General features: G+C 74.6%; 14 protein-coding genes. 3 read left to right on the top strand and 11 right to left on the bottom strand.

All coding sequences use genetic code 11. The features are described 5' to 3' along the window. Position 1: 1 nt before the first annotated feature. The 9 genes from ABGB14_RS17290 to ABGB14_RS17250 all read right to left on the bottom strand — a co-directional run bounded on the left by ABGB14_RS17290 (position 2) and on the right by ABGB14_RS17250 (position 9334). On the bottom strand, positions 2-1006 hold the full coding sequence (locus ABGB14_RS17290) for a LacI family DNA-binding transcriptional regulator (RefSeq protein WP_347644673.1): 1005 nt from the start codon (positions 1004-1006) through the stop codon (positions 2-4). Further along, on the bottom strand, positions 1003-2091 hold the full coding sequence (locus ABGB14_RS17285; protein ID WP_347644672.1) for a Gfo/Idh/MocA family oxidoreductase: 1089 nt from the start codon (positions 2089-2091) through the stop codon (positions 1003-1005). Before ABGB14_RS17285 ends, ABGB14_RS17290 begins: the two co-directional genes overlap by 4 nt. After that, on the bottom strand, positions 2088-2936 hold the full coding sequence (locus ABGB14_RS17280; RefSeq protein ID WP_347644671.1) for an amidohydrolase family protein: 849 nt from the start codon (positions 2934-2936) through the stop codon (positions 2088-2090). Before ABGB14_RS17280 ends, ABGB14_RS17285 begins: the two co-directional genes overlap by 4 nt. Further along, a complete protein-coding gene (locus ABGB14_RS17275; protein ID WP_347644670.1) occupies positions 2933-3421 on the bottom strand; it encodes a VOC family protein in 489 nt (162 codons plus the stop codon). The genes ABGB14_RS17280 and ABGB14_RS17275 overlap by 4 nt, the downstream gene beginning before the upstream one ends. Further along, positions 3418-4410, bottom strand: a complete 993-nt coding sequence (locus ABGB14_RS17270; RefSeq protein WP_347644669.1) for a transketolase C-terminal domain-containing protein — start codon at positions 4408-4410, stop codon at positions 3418-3420. Before ABGB14_RS17270 ends, ABGB14_RS17275 begins: the two co-directional genes overlap by 4 nt. Then, positions 4403-5350: a thiamine pyrophosphate-dependent dehydrogenase E1 component subunit alpha gene (locus ABGB14_RS17265; protein WP_347644668.1), complete on the bottom strand. Its 948-nt coding sequence runs from the start codon at positions 5348-5350 to the stop codon at positions 4403-4405. The genes ABGB14_RS17270 and ABGB14_RS17265 overlap by 8 nt, the downstream gene beginning before the upstream one ends. After that, complete coding sequence (locus tag ABGB14_RS17260) at positions 5343-6698, bottom strand: adenylosuccinate lyase family protein (protein WP_347644667.1); 1356 nt, start codon at positions 6696-6698, stop codon at positions 5343-5345. The genes ABGB14_RS17265 and ABGB14_RS17260 overlap by 8 nt, the downstream gene beginning before the upstream one ends. Positions 6699-6700: 2 nt before the next feature. Further along, a complete protein-coding gene (locus tag ABGB14_RS17255; RefSeq protein ID WP_347644666.1) occupies positions 6701-7459 on the bottom strand; it encodes an SDR family NAD(P)-dependent oxidoreductase in 759 nt (252 codons plus the stop codon). Between the two features lie 87 nt (positions 7460-7546). Beyond that, on the bottom strand, positions 7547-9334 hold the full coding sequence (locus ABGB14_RS17250) for an aldehyde ferredoxin oxidoreductase C-terminal domain-containing protein (protein WP_347644665.1): 1788 nt from the start codon (positions 9332-9334) through the stop codon (positions 7547-7549). A gap of 195 nt (positions 9335-9529) precedes the next feature. Between ABGB14_RS17250 and ABGB14_RS17245 the strand changes: the two genes are divergently transcribed. Next, complete coding sequence (locus tag ABGB14_RS17245; RefSeq protein WP_347644664.1) at positions 9530-10801, top strand: cation:proton antiporter; 1272 nt, start codon at positions 9530-9532, stop codon at positions 10799-10801. Positions 10802-10839: 38 nt separating this feature from the next. On the opposite strand, the gene ABGB14_RS17240 is transcribed toward ABGB14_RS17245, so the two are convergent. Beyond that, positions 10840-12966, bottom strand: coding sequence for a serine/threonine-protein kinase (locus ABGB14_RS17240; protein ID WP_347644663.1), 2127 nt, complete (start codon positions 12964-12966; stop codon positions 10840-10842). A gap of 239 nt (positions 12967-13205) precedes the next feature. Beyond that, positions 13206-13445 carry a hypothetical protein gene (locus ABGB14_RS17235; RefSeq protein ID WP_347644662.1) on the bottom strand — a complete coding sequence of 80 codons (240 nt, stop codon included), beginning with the start codon at positions 13443-13445 and terminating at the stop codon, positions 13206-13208. Positions 13446-13560: 115 nt separating this feature from the next. Here ABGB14_RS17235 and ABGB14_RS17230 point away from each other — a divergent pair, with 115 nt between their 5' ends. Next, the gene (locus ABGB14_RS17230; protein ID WP_347644661.1) at positions 13561-13788 is read left to right on the top strand and encodes a hypothetical protein; all 228 of its coding nucleotides are present in this window, start codon (positions 13561-13563) and stop codon (positions 13786-13788) included. Between the two features lie 196 nt (positions 13789-13984). Continuing rightward, the gene (locus ABGB14_RS17225; protein WP_347644660.1) at positions 13985-14914 is read left to right on the top strand and encodes a lytic transglycosylase domain-containing protein; all 930 of its coding nucleotides are present in this window, start codon (positions 13985-13987) and stop codon (positions 14912-14914) included. Positions 14915-14954: the final 40 nt, after the last annotated feature.

Below are 14954 nucleotides of genomic sequence, written 5' to 3'. Positions count from 1 at the left end.
GTCACCCGGGCGGCGGCGCGGTGGACCGGCGCTGGATGAGCTCCACGGGCCCGGCCAGCACCTCGGCCACCTTGTCGTCGGGCCTGAGCCCGGCGAGCAGGGTGACGCCGCGGCGGCCCAGCTCCGCCAGCGGCATCCGCACCGTGGTCAGGGCGGGGAACAGGTAACTGGCCAGCTCCAGGTCGTGCACGGCCACGATCGACACGTCCCGCGGGATCTCCAAACCGGCCGAGCGCGCCCCCTCCATCGCGCCGATCGCCGAGGCCACGTTCGCCACGAACACCGCCGTCGGCCGCTCGGGGCCGCCGAGCAGCCGGGCCATCGCCGCCGCGCCGCCGGCCGGCGTGTACCCCGCCGCCACGATCGGGCCCTCCGGCAGCCGCGCCTCGCGCATCGCCGCCGAGTAGCCCGCCGACCTGCGGCCGGCCGTGTCGGCGGCGGCCGGTCCCGCCAGGTGGGCGATGCGGCGGTGACCGAGGCGTACGAGATGCTCCACCGCGAGCGCGGCGGCCCGCTCGTCGTCGAGGATGACGTACCGCTCGACGCTCCTGCTGCGGTTGTTGAGCATGATCCACGGGATGGCGGCCCGGTCGAGGTGCTCCACGAGCCCGGCCTCGTCGCCCGCCCCGGCCAGCAGCAGGCCGTCGATGCGGCCCTGCCCGATCCGGTCCATGTACTCGCCGAGCCCGGCGCCGATGGCGCTGCCGGTGACCAGGACGTACCCCTGGGAGGCCGCCTCGGACTCCGCGCCCTTGATGATCTCCGCGTAGACGGGGTTGGCGAAGTCGGGGATGAACAGCCCGAACATGTGCGCACGCGCGGTGCGCAGGCTCCGCGCGGCCACGTTGGGCCGGTAGCCGAGCCTGTCGATCGCGGTCAGCACCCGCTCCCGCGTCTCCTGGCGGATGTTGAGCGTGGGGTCCTTGTTGATCACGCGGGAGACGACGGCCCTGTCGACCCTCGCCATCGCGGCGACGTCGGCGAGCGTGACCCGTGAACGCTTCATGCCGACGATCCTGGACGCACGCTCTCGCCCTTGTCCATCGAGCGGTAGAGGGCGTGGATCAGGCGCAGCGTGCCGAGGTTGTCGGCCCCGGACGTCTCCGGCTCGCCGCCCTCGGCGATCGCCCGCAGCAGCGAGCCCATCGGCCCGGCCACCGCGTCCGGCAGCCACCGCGTGGTCACCGGGTACGGCAGCCAGCCGTCGGTCGGCAACGAGCGGCTGTTGACGGCCAGGGTGTCGGGGCGGCCGTGCGGATAGTCGTAGAGCAGGCCGAGCGTGCCCTTGATCGCGCCTTCCGTCCCGTCGATGCGGAACGACGCCTCCTGGTCGCCGGTGCGGTTCTCGTGCGTGGCGTGGACCAGCGCCCGCACGTCGCCCGGGTAGACCAGCGTGCTCATCGTCCTGGTCTCGCCCTTGGCGACCTGGCCCGGCGTGCGGCTGCCGGTGCAGAAGACGAGCTCGGGGTCCCCGAGGACCGAGCGGATCGCGTCGAGATAGTGGATGGAGTGGTAGACGATCTCCAGCCGCTCGGAGCTGACGAGCCAGTCCCAGGCGCTCCAGTCGGTGTGGATGTTCACCGTGAACGTCATGGCCGTCGGCTCGCCGATCCAGCCCGCGCGGACCATGGCGCGGGCGGCGGCGACGCCCTCGTCGAAGCGGAGCTGCTGGTTGACCGCGACCTTCAGCCCGCGGGCCGCCGCCAGCTCGACGATCTCCTGCCCGGTCGCGACGTCGGGCGCGAACGGCTTCTGGCACAGCAGGTGCTTGCCGGCCGCCAGCGCCGCCCGCGCGATGGCGGGCTGCGCCCCCGGCGCGACCGCGATGTCGACCACGGCGGCCCGCTCGTCGGCCAGCAGCTCCTCCAGCGACCCGTACGTCCTGGGCACCCCGTGCCGGTCGGCCACCTCGGCGGCCCGCCCGGCGTCGAGGTCGAACAACCCGGCCACCTCCAGCCCGGCCCGCCGGTAGGCGGGCAGGTGCGCGACGTCGACGATCGCCCCCGCGCCGACCACCGCGATCGGCAGCCGGTGTCCGGCGGGGACGGCCAGGCCGGCCGCGGCGGCGATGGGCGCGAAAACGTCGATCATGCCGGCTCCTCCATGCCGTAGAAGCGGGTCGCGGTGCCGCCCAGCACGGCCGCGCGATCGGCCGGCGACAGCCCGGACAGCGCCGCGCCCGTCTCCCGCCACACCTTCGCGTAGTCGCCGGCCAGCAGCGCCACCGGCCAGTCGCTGCCGAACATGAGCCGCTCGGGCCCGAACGACTCCAGCGCGTGCTCCACGTACGGCCGCAGGTCGGCGGCCGTCCAGGCCGCGGCGTCGGCCGCGGTGTTCAGCCCGGACACCTTGGCGTACACCTGCGGGCACTCGGCCGCGCGGGCGAGCAGCGACGCCCACGGCTCCCAGCCCTTCTCCCTGATCGGCGGCTTGGCGAGGTGGTCGATGACCATCCGCAGGCCCGGCACCCGCTCGGCCAGCACCGGCACGTGCTCCAGGTGCCGGGGCAGCACGGCCACCACGTCGAACGGCAGCCCGGCCGCCGCCAGCAGCCGCAGCCCCTCGATCACGGAGTCCTGCAGCACCCAGTCGGGGTCGGGCTCGTCGTGGATGAGGTGGCGCACCCCGGCGAACTTCGGATGGCGCCGGTAGCGCTCCAGCGCCCCGGCCGCCTCGTCCGGCCGCCGCAGCGGCACCCAGCCCACCACCGCGCCGATCACGTCGTGGGCGTCGGCCTGCGCGAGCATGGCGTCGGTGTCGGCGTAGGAGTCCATCGCCTGCACCAGGACCGTGCGCTCGACTCCGGCGGCGGCGAGCTGGGGGAGAAGCTCGTCCGGCTCGAACGTGCGGAAGATCGGCCCCGACTCCGGAGTCAGCCACGGGTAGGAGCCGGTCTCGAGGTTCCAGAAGTGCTGGTGGGCGTCTACGACGGTCATCCGGCCTCCTCGCCAGATCGTCCGAGCGGGTTCGCGGGGGGTTGGACCAGCTCCAGTGTGATCGCGTCGGGGTCGAGGAAGTAGCAGGCGTAGCCGCCCTTGTTGACGCCCGCGGTGATCTCTGCGGGCGGGTTGACGAAGCTCACGCCGGCCGCCGACAGCCGGGCGTGCTCCGCGCGGGCGTCCTCGACCGTGAGCGCCAGGTGGGCGGCGCCGGGCAGGTGGCGGGCGGGGTCGCGCGGCCGGCCCCTGGGCCGTACGTACTCGACCAGTTCCAGGTCGTGGGTGGAGACGCCGCGGGGCTGGCCGGGCACGGCGAGCTGGGCGACGCGCAGCACCGCGTCGGGGTAGCCGACGAGCCTGCGGGTGTAGGCGTTGTCCTGCTCCTGCCGGTGCACGAGGGCGAATCCGAGCAGGTCGCGGTAGAAGGCCACGGACCTGTCGAGGTCGGCGACCGTGAACGAGAAGTGCCAGACGCCTCTCATCGCGGAGCCTCCCGCCGGGCCAGGGCGCGGAGCTCGTCCGCGACGCGATCGGCGCCGGGCACCAGGGCCCGCGCCAGCGCCGGCGCGGCCGGCATCCGCACGTCCGGCGTCCCGATCCTGACGGGCGGCGCGAGCAGCGGCACCCCGGCGCCGGCCACGCGGGCGACGACCTCAGCGCCGAAGCCGCCGGTGACGTTCGCCTCGTGCACGACCGCCAGCCTGCGGGTGCGGCGGGTGCTCGCCAGCACCGCCCCGGTGTCGAACGGGTTGAGCCACGGCGTCTCCAGCACCTCGGCGTCGATCCCCTCGCCGGCCAGCGCCTCGGCCGCCTCCAGCACCCGGTGCGTCATGGCGCCCCAGGTGACGACCGTGACGTCGGAGCCGGGACGGCGGGTGCGCGCCCCGCCCATCGGCTCGACCGGGCCGCCGACCCGGACCTGCTCCTTCGCGCCGAAGTACAGCGTGCGGTTCTCGATCACCAGCACCGGGTCGTCGCAGTGCACGGCCGTCACCAGCAGGTCGTAGGCGTCCTGCGGCGTGCTCGGCATGCACACCCGCAGCCCCGGCACGTGCAGGAACAGCGCCTCCAGGCACTGGGAGTGCTGGGCGCACGCGCCCGGCGCGTTGCCCTGCTGGGTGCGGATCGTCAGCGGGGCGCTCAGCCGCCCGCCCGAGACGTAGCGCACGTTGGCCGCCTGGTTGACGATCTGGTCGAGCGCCACCAGGGAGAAGTCGGCCCACATGATCTCGACGATCGGGCGGGAGCCCATCATCGCCGCGCCCACCGCGCTGCCGAGGATGGCCGACTCGCTGATCGGCGTGTCGAACGCCCGGTCGCCGTGCTGCTTGCGCAGGCCCCTGGTGACGCCGAACACGCCGCCCGGCACGGCGACGTCCTCGCCGTAGACGAGTGTCTCCGGCAGCTCCTCCATGAGCCGGTGCAGGGCCGCGTTCACGGCCTCGCCGTAGGTGAGATCGCGCTCATGCATACAGGTGCTCCCTCGCGGTCGCGGGGTCGGCGAGCGGCGCGTCGAGCGCCGCCGCGGCGGCGGACTCCATCTCCGCCCGCGCCCGGCGCTCCACCGCGTCGACGTCGTCGGCGGGGACCCCGTCGGCGAGCAGGCCCTCGCGCAGCCTCGCGATCGGCTCCCTGCGCCTGATCCGCTCCAGCTCGCCGGGCTGACGGTACGCCTCGGCGTCGCCGATGTAGTGGCCCACCAGCCGTTCGGTCATGCACTCCAGCAGCGTCGGCCCGCCACCCTCGCGGGCGACCTCCAGGGCGTCGCGCATGTGGAAGCGCACGGCCTCGGCGTCGTTGCCGTCGATCCGGTGCCCGGGCATCCCGTACGCGGCCGCCCGGTCGGCCAGGCGCGGCGCGCGCACCATGTCGGCGATCGGCGTCAGCTCCGAGTAACGGTTGTTCTCGCAGACGAAGACGACCGGCAGGGAGAAGGCGGCGGCGAAGTTCATCGCCTCGTGCACCGCCCCCTGGTTCATCGCGCCGTCCCCGAAGACGCTCACGGCGGCCCGGCCCGAGCCGTCGAACCTGCCCGCCAGCGCGGCCCCGCACGCGATCGGCGCGCCGGCGCCCACGATCGAGTTCTCGCCGTGGAAGCCGTGCTCGGCGGCCGTGAAGTAGGCCGAGCCGCCCCGGCCGCCGTTCACCCCCGTCGCCCGGCCCATCAGCTCGGCGAACAGCGGCTCCGCCGGCACGCCCCTGGCCAGCGCCCAGCCGTGACCGCGGTAGGTGGCGAACAGCGCGTCCCGCGGCTCCAGCACGTCGCACGCGCCGGCCGGGATGGCCTCCTGGCCGACGCACAGGTGCACAGACCCCACGATCGGGCCCTCGGCGCGCAGGTCGCGCACCTTCTCCTCGAACGCGCGGATCCGCCACATGGCCAGCAGGTCCGCGAGCCGTCTCTCACTCATCGCTCTTTCTCCAGGCGTCCAGGGCCGCGGCGCAGATCGCCCCGGCGTCGCCGATGTAGGACTCGGGTGGGATGGGCAGCGTGCCCAGGCTCGCCAGGTCGTCGGGGCCGGCGACGTCGCGCAGGGCGTCGGCCAGCGCGCGCCCGCGCTCGCGCGCCTCGTGGGCAGCCTGGTAGACCAGGTCGTGCGCCTTCTCCCGGCCCAGCACGGGCGCCAGGCGCATCATGTACGCCTCCGCCATGATCAGGCCGCCCTCCGCACCCAGGTTGGCCCGCATGGCGGCGGGATAGACGCGCAGCCCGGCGGCGACGTCGGCGGCCGTGGCCAGCGCGCCCGCGGCCAGCTCGGCCAGCAGCGGCACGACGTACCACTCGACCTGCCACTCGCCGGCCGCCCGCTCGTGGCCGGCCTCCATCGCGCGGAACAGGCCGGAGCTGAGCGCCCCCGCCGTGCCGGACATGCCGATGACGGCTTCGCAGCCGATGGGGTTGGCCTTCTGCGGCATCGTGGAGGACGCCCCCCGGTGGTGGCCGCCGGCCTCGCGCACCTCGCCGACCTCGGTCCTGGACAGGTCCACGACCTCGCGGGCGAAGCGGGCGGCCGTGGCCGCCAGGCTCGCGCAGGTCACGCCGAACTCGGCGACGCCGTCCCTGGCCACGTGCCACGGCACGTCCGTGGTGCGCAGGCCGAGCCGCCCGGCCACGCCCTCGCGCACCTGGCGGGCGCGCTCGCCCATCGCCGCGGACGTGCCGCCGGCGCCGAACAGCGACACGACCCGCACCTGGCGTGCGGCGGCGGCGACCCGCTCGCGCTGCCGCGCCGCCTCCGCCAGCAGCACCGCCATCTTCGCGCCGAACGTCGTGGGCACCGCCTGCTGGGCGTGCGTGCGCGCGGCGATGACGGTGCCCGCGTGCCCGGCCACGAGACGGGCGAGCGCGTCGCCGAAGGAGCCGAGCAGCGTGGCCAGGTGGTCGAGCGCCTCGCCCATCTGCAGGGCGAGGCCGGTGTCCATGATGTCCTGCGTGGTGGCGCCGTAGTGGACCCGGCCGTCGGGCCCGTCCGGGAGGGCCGCCGCGATCATCCGGACGAGGGGGAGGATCGGGTAGCCCACGTTCGCCGCCTCGTCCCAGAGGCGGTCGAGGTCGATGGTGCCCGGGACGCAGGCCGCGGCGATGGCCTCCGCGTCGGCCTCGGTGATGATCCCCGCCTCGGCCTGGGCCCGGGAGAGCGCGGCCTCGGTGCGCAGCCAGGCGAGCACGGTGCGCTCGGCGGAGAAGATCCCGGCCATCGCGCGGTCGGCGAACAGCTCGGGCAGCAGCTTGAACGTCTGCGCGGAGGAGGCGGCCACGGTCAGTTCATCTCCAGTCCGCCGTCGACGTTCAGCGCCTGGCCCGTGACGAACGAGGCCAGATCGCTGGCCAGGAACAACACCGCGGAGGCGACCTCCTCGGGCCGGCCGGGGCGGCCCAGCGGCGTACGCTCGCCGACCTCCTTGAGGTGGGCGGCGCCCGCGCCGGGGCCGAAGCGGCGGTCGCGGTCGGCGATGATCTCGTCCCACATGGGGGTGAGGAAGACGCCGGGGCAGACCGCGTTGACCCGTACGGGGGCGAGCGCCTCGGCCGCCGACTTCGTCAGGGAGAGCAGCGCCGTCTTGGTGGCCGAGTAGTGGGCCGCGTTCGGGCGGCCCGAGCGGGCGGCGACGGAGGCGAGGGTGATGATCGAGCCGCCGCCCTGCTCGGCCATCCGCCGGCCGACGGCCTGGGTGAGCCAGAAGGCGGCGTTGAGGTTGGTGTCCACGATCCGCAGCCATTCGTCCGGCTCGATGTCCAGCAGCGGCGTGGTGCGCATGACGCCGGCGCAGTTCACCAGCACGTCGAGCCGGCCGGGATGGGCGGCCAGGGCCTGGGCCTGGGACCGGTCGGTGAGGTCGGCCGGCCGCGCGGTGACGCCCAGCGCGGCCGCCGTCTCGGCGAGCCTCGGGCTCTCCAGGTCGGAGAGCACGACGTCCGCTCCTGCCTCGGCCAGCGCGCGGGCGCACGCCGGCCCGAGGCCGCCCGCACCGCCCGTGACGAGCGCCGTGCGCCCGCTCAGGTCGATCGTGACAGCCATCCCCGATGGTCTCCCTCTCGTCAGTCAAACGATTGACCTGACCCTAACAGCGGCCTCGCGAACCGAACAAGAGGGAGATCAATTGTTCTATCGGGAAATGTCCTGCCAGCCGAGTTCCGCGCAGAACGCCGCGCTCGCCCGCGCGAACGCGGCGCGGTCGAGCACCGCGCCCTTGTGGCGGCCCTCCGTGATCGGCTCGTCGTGCATCCGGGCGGGCAGCCCGCCGGGAGCGCCGCCCTCCCTGGCCGCGTACGCGCGCATCTCGTCGAGCCGGAGCTGCCCGGCCGCCAGCAGGTCCTCCAGCGTGAACGCGTCGCCGAGCACGGCGGTGACCAGCGCCGTCAGGCGGTCGACGGTCAGCGGGCGCGTGGGGGAGGAGGCGAAGACGCACAGGTTGAGCGCGTCGAGACCGCTCCAGAGCCGCAGCAGCCGGGCGGTGCGCCGCCCGCGCTCCTCGTCCAGCACTCCGGCGGGGGCGGGCTCCGCGCCGATCCGCCGCGCCTCGGGGAAGCTGTAGCCCAGCCCCGCGACGGGATCGAAGTCGAGGTCGTGCTCCAGGGCGTCGTAGCGCGGGCCGCCCGGCGCGAGCGCGTACCCGAGCCCGACACCGGGCTGGATCCGGGGATCGAAACACGGCAGCTCCGCACCCCGGGCGGTCATCGCGTACGCCGCCGCCCCCGGCCCCACCCGCGCCGCCGCCCTGGCCGACCCCTCCGCCAGCAGGTCGCCCAGCGCGCCGGCACGAGCGGCCACGTCCCTGATCAGCCCCGGCAGCGCCGCCGCGTCGCCGAACGCCGGCCCGCCGGGCAGCAGGCCGCGCGCCGCGCACTCCATCGCGAAGGCGAGCGTCCCGCCGAGCGAGACGGGATCGAGGCCGAGGTCGTTGCAGAGGGCGTTCGCGGCGAGCACGGCGTCGAGGTCGTCGATCCCCAGGTTCCACCCGAGCGACAGGAACGCCTCCTGCCCGAGCCCGCCGGTGCGCCGCTCGCTCAGTCCGGGCGGGGCGTACACCTTGAGGCAGTCGTTCGGGCACCCCGGGCACGCGCCCGTGGTCGCCACCGCCCGCCCGTCGTAGTCGCGGACGGCCGGAACGCGCAGCCCGCCCGCCCCCGGCACCGAGAAGTTCCGCACGGACGCGTAGCCGGGGTCGAGAGGGTCGCCCGCCCACCCGGCGAACCCCGGCTCGCCCGCCTGCAGCGCCGCCAGCGGGTTCGTGGCCAGCGACTCCCGGTAGAAGGCCGTCAGCGCGGCGATCGTGCCCGGGTCGGCGACCGGCGCGGCAGCGTCGCCCGCGCACACGACCGCCTTGAGGTTCTTGGCGCCGAAGACCGCGCCCAGGCCGTACCGCCCGGCGGGGTGGGCGTGGCCGGTGACCACGCTCGCGTACCTGACGAGGTTCTCCCCGGCGGGCCCGATGGCCGCCACCTGGGCCGCCGCGCCGTGCCTGGCCCGCAGGGCGTCCGTGGTCGCGGCGACGCCGAGCCCCCACAGGTCGCCGGCGTCGCGGCACACGACCTCGCCGCCCTCGACCAGCAGGTACGACGGCCGCTCCGCCCGCCCCAGCACGGCCAGCGCCTTCGCCCCCGCCCCGCGCATCCCGGCCGCGAACGGCCCCAACGCGTGCGCCTCCCCGGCCACCCCCGTCAGCGGCGACTTGGCCAGGAAGACGGCCTTGGCCAGGCCGGGCGCCGCCGTCCCGCCCAGCATGCCCGCGGCCATGTACAGCAGGGCGCGGGGGTCGTACGGATCCAGCCCGGCGGGCGTGCGCTCGGCCATCAGCCGCAGCCCGAGGATGGAGCCGCCGTAGTGTCCCCTCTCGGCCGAGCGGTCTTCGCGTTCGACGCTCCCGCTGGTCAGATCGACAATGAACGGCAACAAAGCCTCCTTGAGTCGAAGGAGGCGGCCGGCCCCGGGCAGGCCCGTCGCCGTCCGCCAGACCTCAGGAGCGGCACACCATCACATATCACGCGTACGGCGCAACCCGGCCTGCTTCCATCCTTGATGGGCGAAAAGAGCGCGGACGGCGGCCGACACGGATTTTCCTCCGCCGCCCGGGCAGGAGATCAGGCGATGACCACTCCCGATCTCGTCCTCGCCCTGGGCGGTGGCGCCGCGCTGCTGGCCGCCTTCCTGCCCCAGGTGATCTCCCGCAGACCTCTGTCCTTACCCCTCGTCTACCTGCTGGGCGGCATGGCGCTCTTCGCCCTGCCGATCGGCCTGCCGGAGCCCGACCCGGTCGCCCACCGCGTGGCGCTCGAGCACATCACCGAACTGTGCGTCGTCGTCTCCCTCATGGGGGCGGGTCTCGCGATCAACCGGCGGGCCGGAATGCGCGCCTGGTCGACGACGTGGCGGCTGCTCGGCCTGGCGATGCCGCTCACCGTGGCCGGCGTGGCCGTCGCCGCCGCCCTCCTGCTCGGCTGGCCCGCCGGGGCGGCGCTGCTGCTCGGGGCGGTGCTGGCGCCCACGGACCCGGTGCTCGCCTCCGACGTGCACGTCGGCGAGCCCGTCGACGCCGAGAACGCCGACGACGAGGTGCGCTTCGCCCTCACCTCGGAGGCCGGGCTCAACGACGGGCTGGCCTTCCCCATCGTGTACGCCGCCGTCGCCGTCGCGGTCGCCGGCGGGACCGGCTGGCTGGGGGAGTGGGCGCTGATGGACGTGCTCTACCGCACCGCCGCCGGCATCGTCTCGGGGCTGCTGATCGGCTGGCTGCTCGGCCGCCTGTTCTTCCGCGCACCGTCCAGCGGGCTGCGCTTGTCGGAGCGCCGCGACGGCTTCGTCGCCCTGGCCGCCACGTTCCTGTCGTACGGGGTGACGGAGCTCGCGCACGGGTACGGCTTCATCGCGGTGTTCGTCACCGCGTGCGCCATCAGGCGGGCCGAGCACGGGCACGGCTACAACAACGTCCTGCACGGCTTCGTGGAGCAGATCGAGCGGCTGTTCACGGCCTGGCTGCTGCTCCTGCTCGGCGGTTTCGTCGCCGTCGGCGGCCTGTCAGGGCTCACGTGGCGCGGCGCGGCCGTCGCGCTTCTCCTCCTGCTCGTCATCCGGCCGCTGACAGGCTGGCTCGCGCAGCTGCGCGGCCCGGCCGGGCTCAGGGAACGCCTGGTGATCTCGTTCTTCGGCATCCGGGGGATCGGATCGCTGTTCTACCTGACGTACGCGCTGGGCCAGGCCGGCTTCGGCGTACCCGCCGAGGAGCTGTGGGCGGTGACGGGATTCACCGTGGTGGCCTCGGTCGTCCTGCACGGCCTCACGGCCACCCCGGTCATGAGGCGCGTCGACGCGCTCCGCGACCGCGCCGAGACCAGCTCACCGGCCGCCCAGCCCGCCCCCTGACCACCCACCGTCCTCATGCCGGTCGTGACCGGGGCGGGTCAGGCCGGGCCGAGACTCCAGACCTGCGCCTTCCCGTACTCGCCCGCGCCCGCGATCACCGGCCTGCCGTCGAGCTCGGCCAGGGTGAGGGCGTGGACGGCGCCGCCGTCCGCGGGACGCAGCGCGCCGATGACCCGGGCCTCGTCGAGGTCCCAGATCCGGACGATGACCTCACCGCCCACGGGAGCGTGGGTCACGGCCGCGATGGGGAGGCCGCCGAGCCGCCCGGCCACGAGCGCGGTGGTGCCCCGGTCATCGGGGCTTCTGCCGCTGAAGTTCCACATCTTCCTGCGCTTGCCCGTCACCAGGTCGTGCACGCGGAGGGTGGCGTTCTGGTGCGTCGAGACGACCACGGGCCGGCCCTCGATCTCGCCGCAGGCCAGCAACTCGATCCCGCTGTACCGCCCCATGCCGAACGAGTGCCGCGGCTTTCCCGTCGACAGGCGCCACACCCGGACGCGCCCGCGGCCGTCCCCCGTGACGAGCACGTCGTCGGTGCCGAGCCGGCCGAACGCCAGGCCGTGGACGCCCTGGTAGTGGTCGCGGATCGCCGGGCCGATCTGCTTGCCGGTGGCGATGTCCCACAGCCGTACGACGCTGCGCAGGTCTTGGACGAGGTCGTACTTCTGCGACACGGCGATCGCCCTGCCCCCGTCAGTGTCCTCGTCCGTGCCCCCGCGTGTGATCGTGACCGCGATGACCGGGTCGCCGGCCCGGTGGTCGGCCAGGCTCTCGCCCGTCAGGGTCCACAGCCGCATCCTGCCGTCGGCGTGCCCGGAAGCCACCACCGGGCGGCCGTCCACCCGGCCGGCGGCCACCGAGGTGGCCGTGCCTCCGCCGTCGCCGAGCGCGGTGACAGCCGCCGCGCCGTCGCCCGCCGCGTTCACGTCCCAGGCCAGCACGAGTCCCGTTGTGGTGGCGCACACGACCGCCGTCTCCGAGGCGGCCATGGACACCGGATCGCCGGACTTCGAGGGCAGCGGCACGGGCCCCCTGACCGGCGTGCCGAACGGCTCGGCCGAGGCGGCCGGTGTGGGTGCCCGTGCGGTCGCCGGGGTGCCGGTGCCGGTTGTTCGGGGGGAGGCGGACGAGGAGACCTCCTGGCCGGCACCGCTTGTGTGCTCGACGCCTGGCGGGAGCGGTGTGCGGCCGGGATCGAGGAAGGCGCGGTCGGGCCGTAACACGGCGAGGGCGGACACCCCTGCCGCGGCCGCCGCGGCCACTCCGCCCATCACCACCCGGCGGCTGAGCGACCTGGCCGGGTGCGGCGACCGTCCTTCCCGTGGGCCCGGCGTCGTGGGACGCGGCCCGCCCGCGGGGTTCGTCCGCCGGATGATGTCCTGCAGCAGGTCGGTGGGGGTGGGCCGGGAGGCGGGGTCTTTGGACAGGCACGTCTCGATCAGCGGCAGCAGGTGTCCCGGCACTCCAGAAAGATCCGGTACGCCGTTGATCACGCTGTTCACGACGGCGGCCACCGTCGTGCCCGCGAAGGGAGCGCGTCCCGTGGCCGCGAAGACGATCGTGCCCGCCCAGCTGAACACGTCCGACGCAGGCCCCACCCGCCCGGACCCGAACTGCTCGGGCGACATGTACGCAGGAGTCCCGACCAGCCCGGACGTGTGCGTCGAGGCGTCGAGTGCCTTGGCGATCCCGAAGTCGATGACGATCGGCCCGTCGGGGCCCATCAGGACGTTGCCCGGCTTGAAGTCCCGGTGCACGATCCCGGCCTGGTGGATGGCTGTCAGCGCGGTCAGCGTGGAGATCGCGAGCCGGTCGAGCGCCCCGCCGGCGCGCGGCCCCTGGGAGCGGACGACCGCCTGCAGCGTGTCGCCGGGGACGTACTCGCTCACGATGTACGGCCGATCGCCCAGCATGCCGACGTCCAGCACCGCCGCCGTGCAGAACGCGGCCACCCGCCGCGCCGCCTCCACCTCCCGCATGAAGTCGGCGGTGGCGCCGCCGTCGTGGCTCAGGTGGCTGTGCAGCACCTTGATGGCCACGTCAGGCCCCGGGTCACCGGCGCCCTGGTAGACCACTCCCTGCCCGCCGGTGCCGAGCACGCCGAGCAGCCGGTGGCCGCCGATGTGCTGCGGATCGTCCGGCCGGAGCGGGCGTATCTCCGGCATCCCGCCCCTTTGCTCGATCTATTTGAACGATCCACACAATATGGCCATAACCGCGTCTGGACGAAGACCCGGTGCTCGACTACGACGTGTCCCGCGCCGCCGGTCGCGACCGCCCCGGATGCCCGTCCCGCCGCAGGCGTGGGGAGCAGGGCGATCGGGACGGCGCGGGGCGCCCCTCGATACCGGCGCCCTTGGAAGTACGGCGATGGCGTAGGTTCCGGCACATGGAGTCGATCGAACTATCGCCGACCCTGCACCATCTCCGGTTCCGCGTCGGCCAGGCATACCTGCGGCGCGATGCTGACGGGCTCACCCTCATCGACACCGGCGAGCCCGGCTCGGGCCCCGACCTGCTCGCCGCCGTCGAAAGCCTCGGGCACGCGCCCGGCGACCTGCGCGCCGTCGTCGTCACCCACGGCCACGACGACCACTGGGGAGCCCTCTCCGAGCTCGGCACGGACGCCACCGTCATGGCGCACGCCCCCGTCCTGCGCGGCGAGCGCGGCCAGCAGCTGCCCGACCTCACCGCCATGCCCGCCTGGGAGCGGGAACTGTTCGAGTCCCTCCCGTCGATGAGCCCGCCGAAGCCCGCGGGTGCATCGCGAGCTGGCCGGCGGCGAGGTGCTCGGCTTCGGCGGCGGCGCCCACGTGATCGCCAACCCCGGAGGCAACACGATGCTGGGCGTCTTCAACGCCGACCGGCAGGCGGCCGCCGGCTCGTTCCGCCGCCTGGCGGAGCTCGACGTGTCGCTCGTCTGCGTCGGCCACGGCGACCCGCTGACCGGCGACGCCTCCGCCCGCCTGCGCGCCGTACCGCTCTGAACGCCACCTCCGCCCGCGGGGCCGCACAGGTCTGGGCGGCGTGTCGCCCCGCGCGCCGCACTGGCCCGGAGCGAGAAGGTCGGATCGCGCGTGGTGCGGGTCCGGACGGCGGGCCGGGGGCGCGTGACGCGGGACGTATGCCGGATCGCCCGTGGGGCCGGTGCGCGCGGGCCGGAACCGGGTAGGTTGGCGGCCCATGGAGGAACGCCAGAAGCACCCACGACTCACCGGCCGGGGTCGCGCGCTCGCCGCGCTGGCGGCCGCGGCCCTCACGGGGACGGCGGCCTGCGGAACCCCGGCGCCCGTGCAGAACGCCCCCGCGCGCCAGCCGCTGGCGGCCCTCACCGGCACCGCGACACCCGCGCCGAGCCGGACGCTCCCCGACCCCGACGAGAAGATCCCCGCGAACGCCGCGAAGCTCGCCTCAGCCCTGAAGGAAACCACCTCCGCGCTCAACGACGCCATCGACGCCTGGAAGGGCAAGAAGGGCAAGCCGCCGGAGGACGTCGAGCTCCTGGCCCTCCACCACCAGCGCATCCACCGTTACGCGGCCCGCCATCCCAAGCTCGCCTCCCGGGCCTTCGCCCGCCTGCCGAAGGGCCTTGCCGCCCAGGCCAAGGACAACACGCGCGCCATCCGCGAGCTCCTGGCCCTGGCCCACCCGATCAAGCCGTCGACGCCGTTCAAGGTCCAGCCGGCCCGCCCGGCCGCCGAACTGCTCGGGTTCTTCAAGAAGGCCGAGCGCCGGTTCGGGGTGGAGTGGGAGGTGCTGGCGGCGGTGATGCTCTCGGAGACGAAGTTCGGCCGGGTGAAGTCGGCCAGCCACGTGGGCGCCCAGGGGCCGATGCAGTTCATGCCGGCGACCTGGAAGGCGTACGGGATGGGCGGCGACGTGCACGACCCGCGCGACGCCGTGATGGCCGCGGCCAACTACCTCAAGGCCAGCGGCGCGCCGCGCGACTATCAGCGGGCGCTGCACGCCTACAACCCGTCGCAGGCGTACGTGAACGCCATCCTCCTGCACGCCCGCCAGATCAAGCGCGATCCGCGGAACTACTACGTGTACTACAACTGGCAGGTGTACGTCATCACCACCGCCGGCGAGCGCCGCCTGACCGGCCCTTGAGCGTCGCGAAGGCCGGTCGGGCGGCGCGCCTCCGTGCGGC

It is taken from the genome of Nonomuraea sp. B10E15 (assembly GCF_039871615.1).
GTDB lineage: Bacteria > Actinomycetota > Actinomycetes > Streptosporangiales > Streptosporangiaceae > Nonomuraea.
This window is presented reverse-complemented; position numbering and strand designations above follow the sequence as displayed.

Coding starts and splice junctions, on each gene's coding strand:
- ABGB14_RS17265 (WP_347644668.1), bottom strand. CDS start 5,350: ATGAGTGAGAGACGGCTCGCGGACCTGCTGGCCATGTGGCGGATCCGC.
- ABGB14_RS17275 (WP_347644670.1), bottom strand. CDS start 3,421: ATGAGAGGCGTCTGGCACTTCTCGTTCACGGTCGCCGACCTCGACAGG.
- ABGB14_RS17240 (WP_347644663.1), bottom strand. CDS start 12,966: ATGCCGGAGATACGCCCGCTCCGGCCGGACGATCCGCAGCACATCGGC.
- ABGB14_RS17245 (WP_347644664.1), top strand. CDS start 9,530: ATGACCACTCCCGATCTCGTCCTCGCCCTGGGCGGTGGCGCCGCGCTG.
- ABGB14_RS17280 (WP_347644671.1), bottom strand. CDS start 2,936: ATGACCGTCGTAGACGCCCACCAGCACTTCTGGAACCTCGAGACCGGC.
- ABGB14_RS17225 (WP_347644660.1), top strand. CDS start 13,985: ATGGAGGAACGCCAGAAGCACCCACGACTCACCGGCCGGGGTCGCGCG.
- ABGB14_RS17290 (WP_347644673.1), bottom strand. CDS start 1,006: ATGAAGCGTTCACGGGTCACGCTCGCCGACGTCGCCGCGATGGCGAGG.
- ABGB14_RS17270 (WP_347644669.1), bottom strand. CDS start 4,410: ATGCATGAGCGCGATCTCACCTACGGCGAGGCCGTGAACGCGGCCCTG.
- ABGB14_RS17255 (WP_347644666.1), bottom strand. CDS start 7,459: ATGGCTGTCACGATCGACCTGAGCGGGCGCACGGCGCTCGTCACGGGC.
- ABGB14_RS17285 (WP_347644672.1), bottom strand. CDS start 2,091: ATGATCGACGTTTTCGCGCCCATCGCCGCCGCGGCCGGCCTGGCCGTC.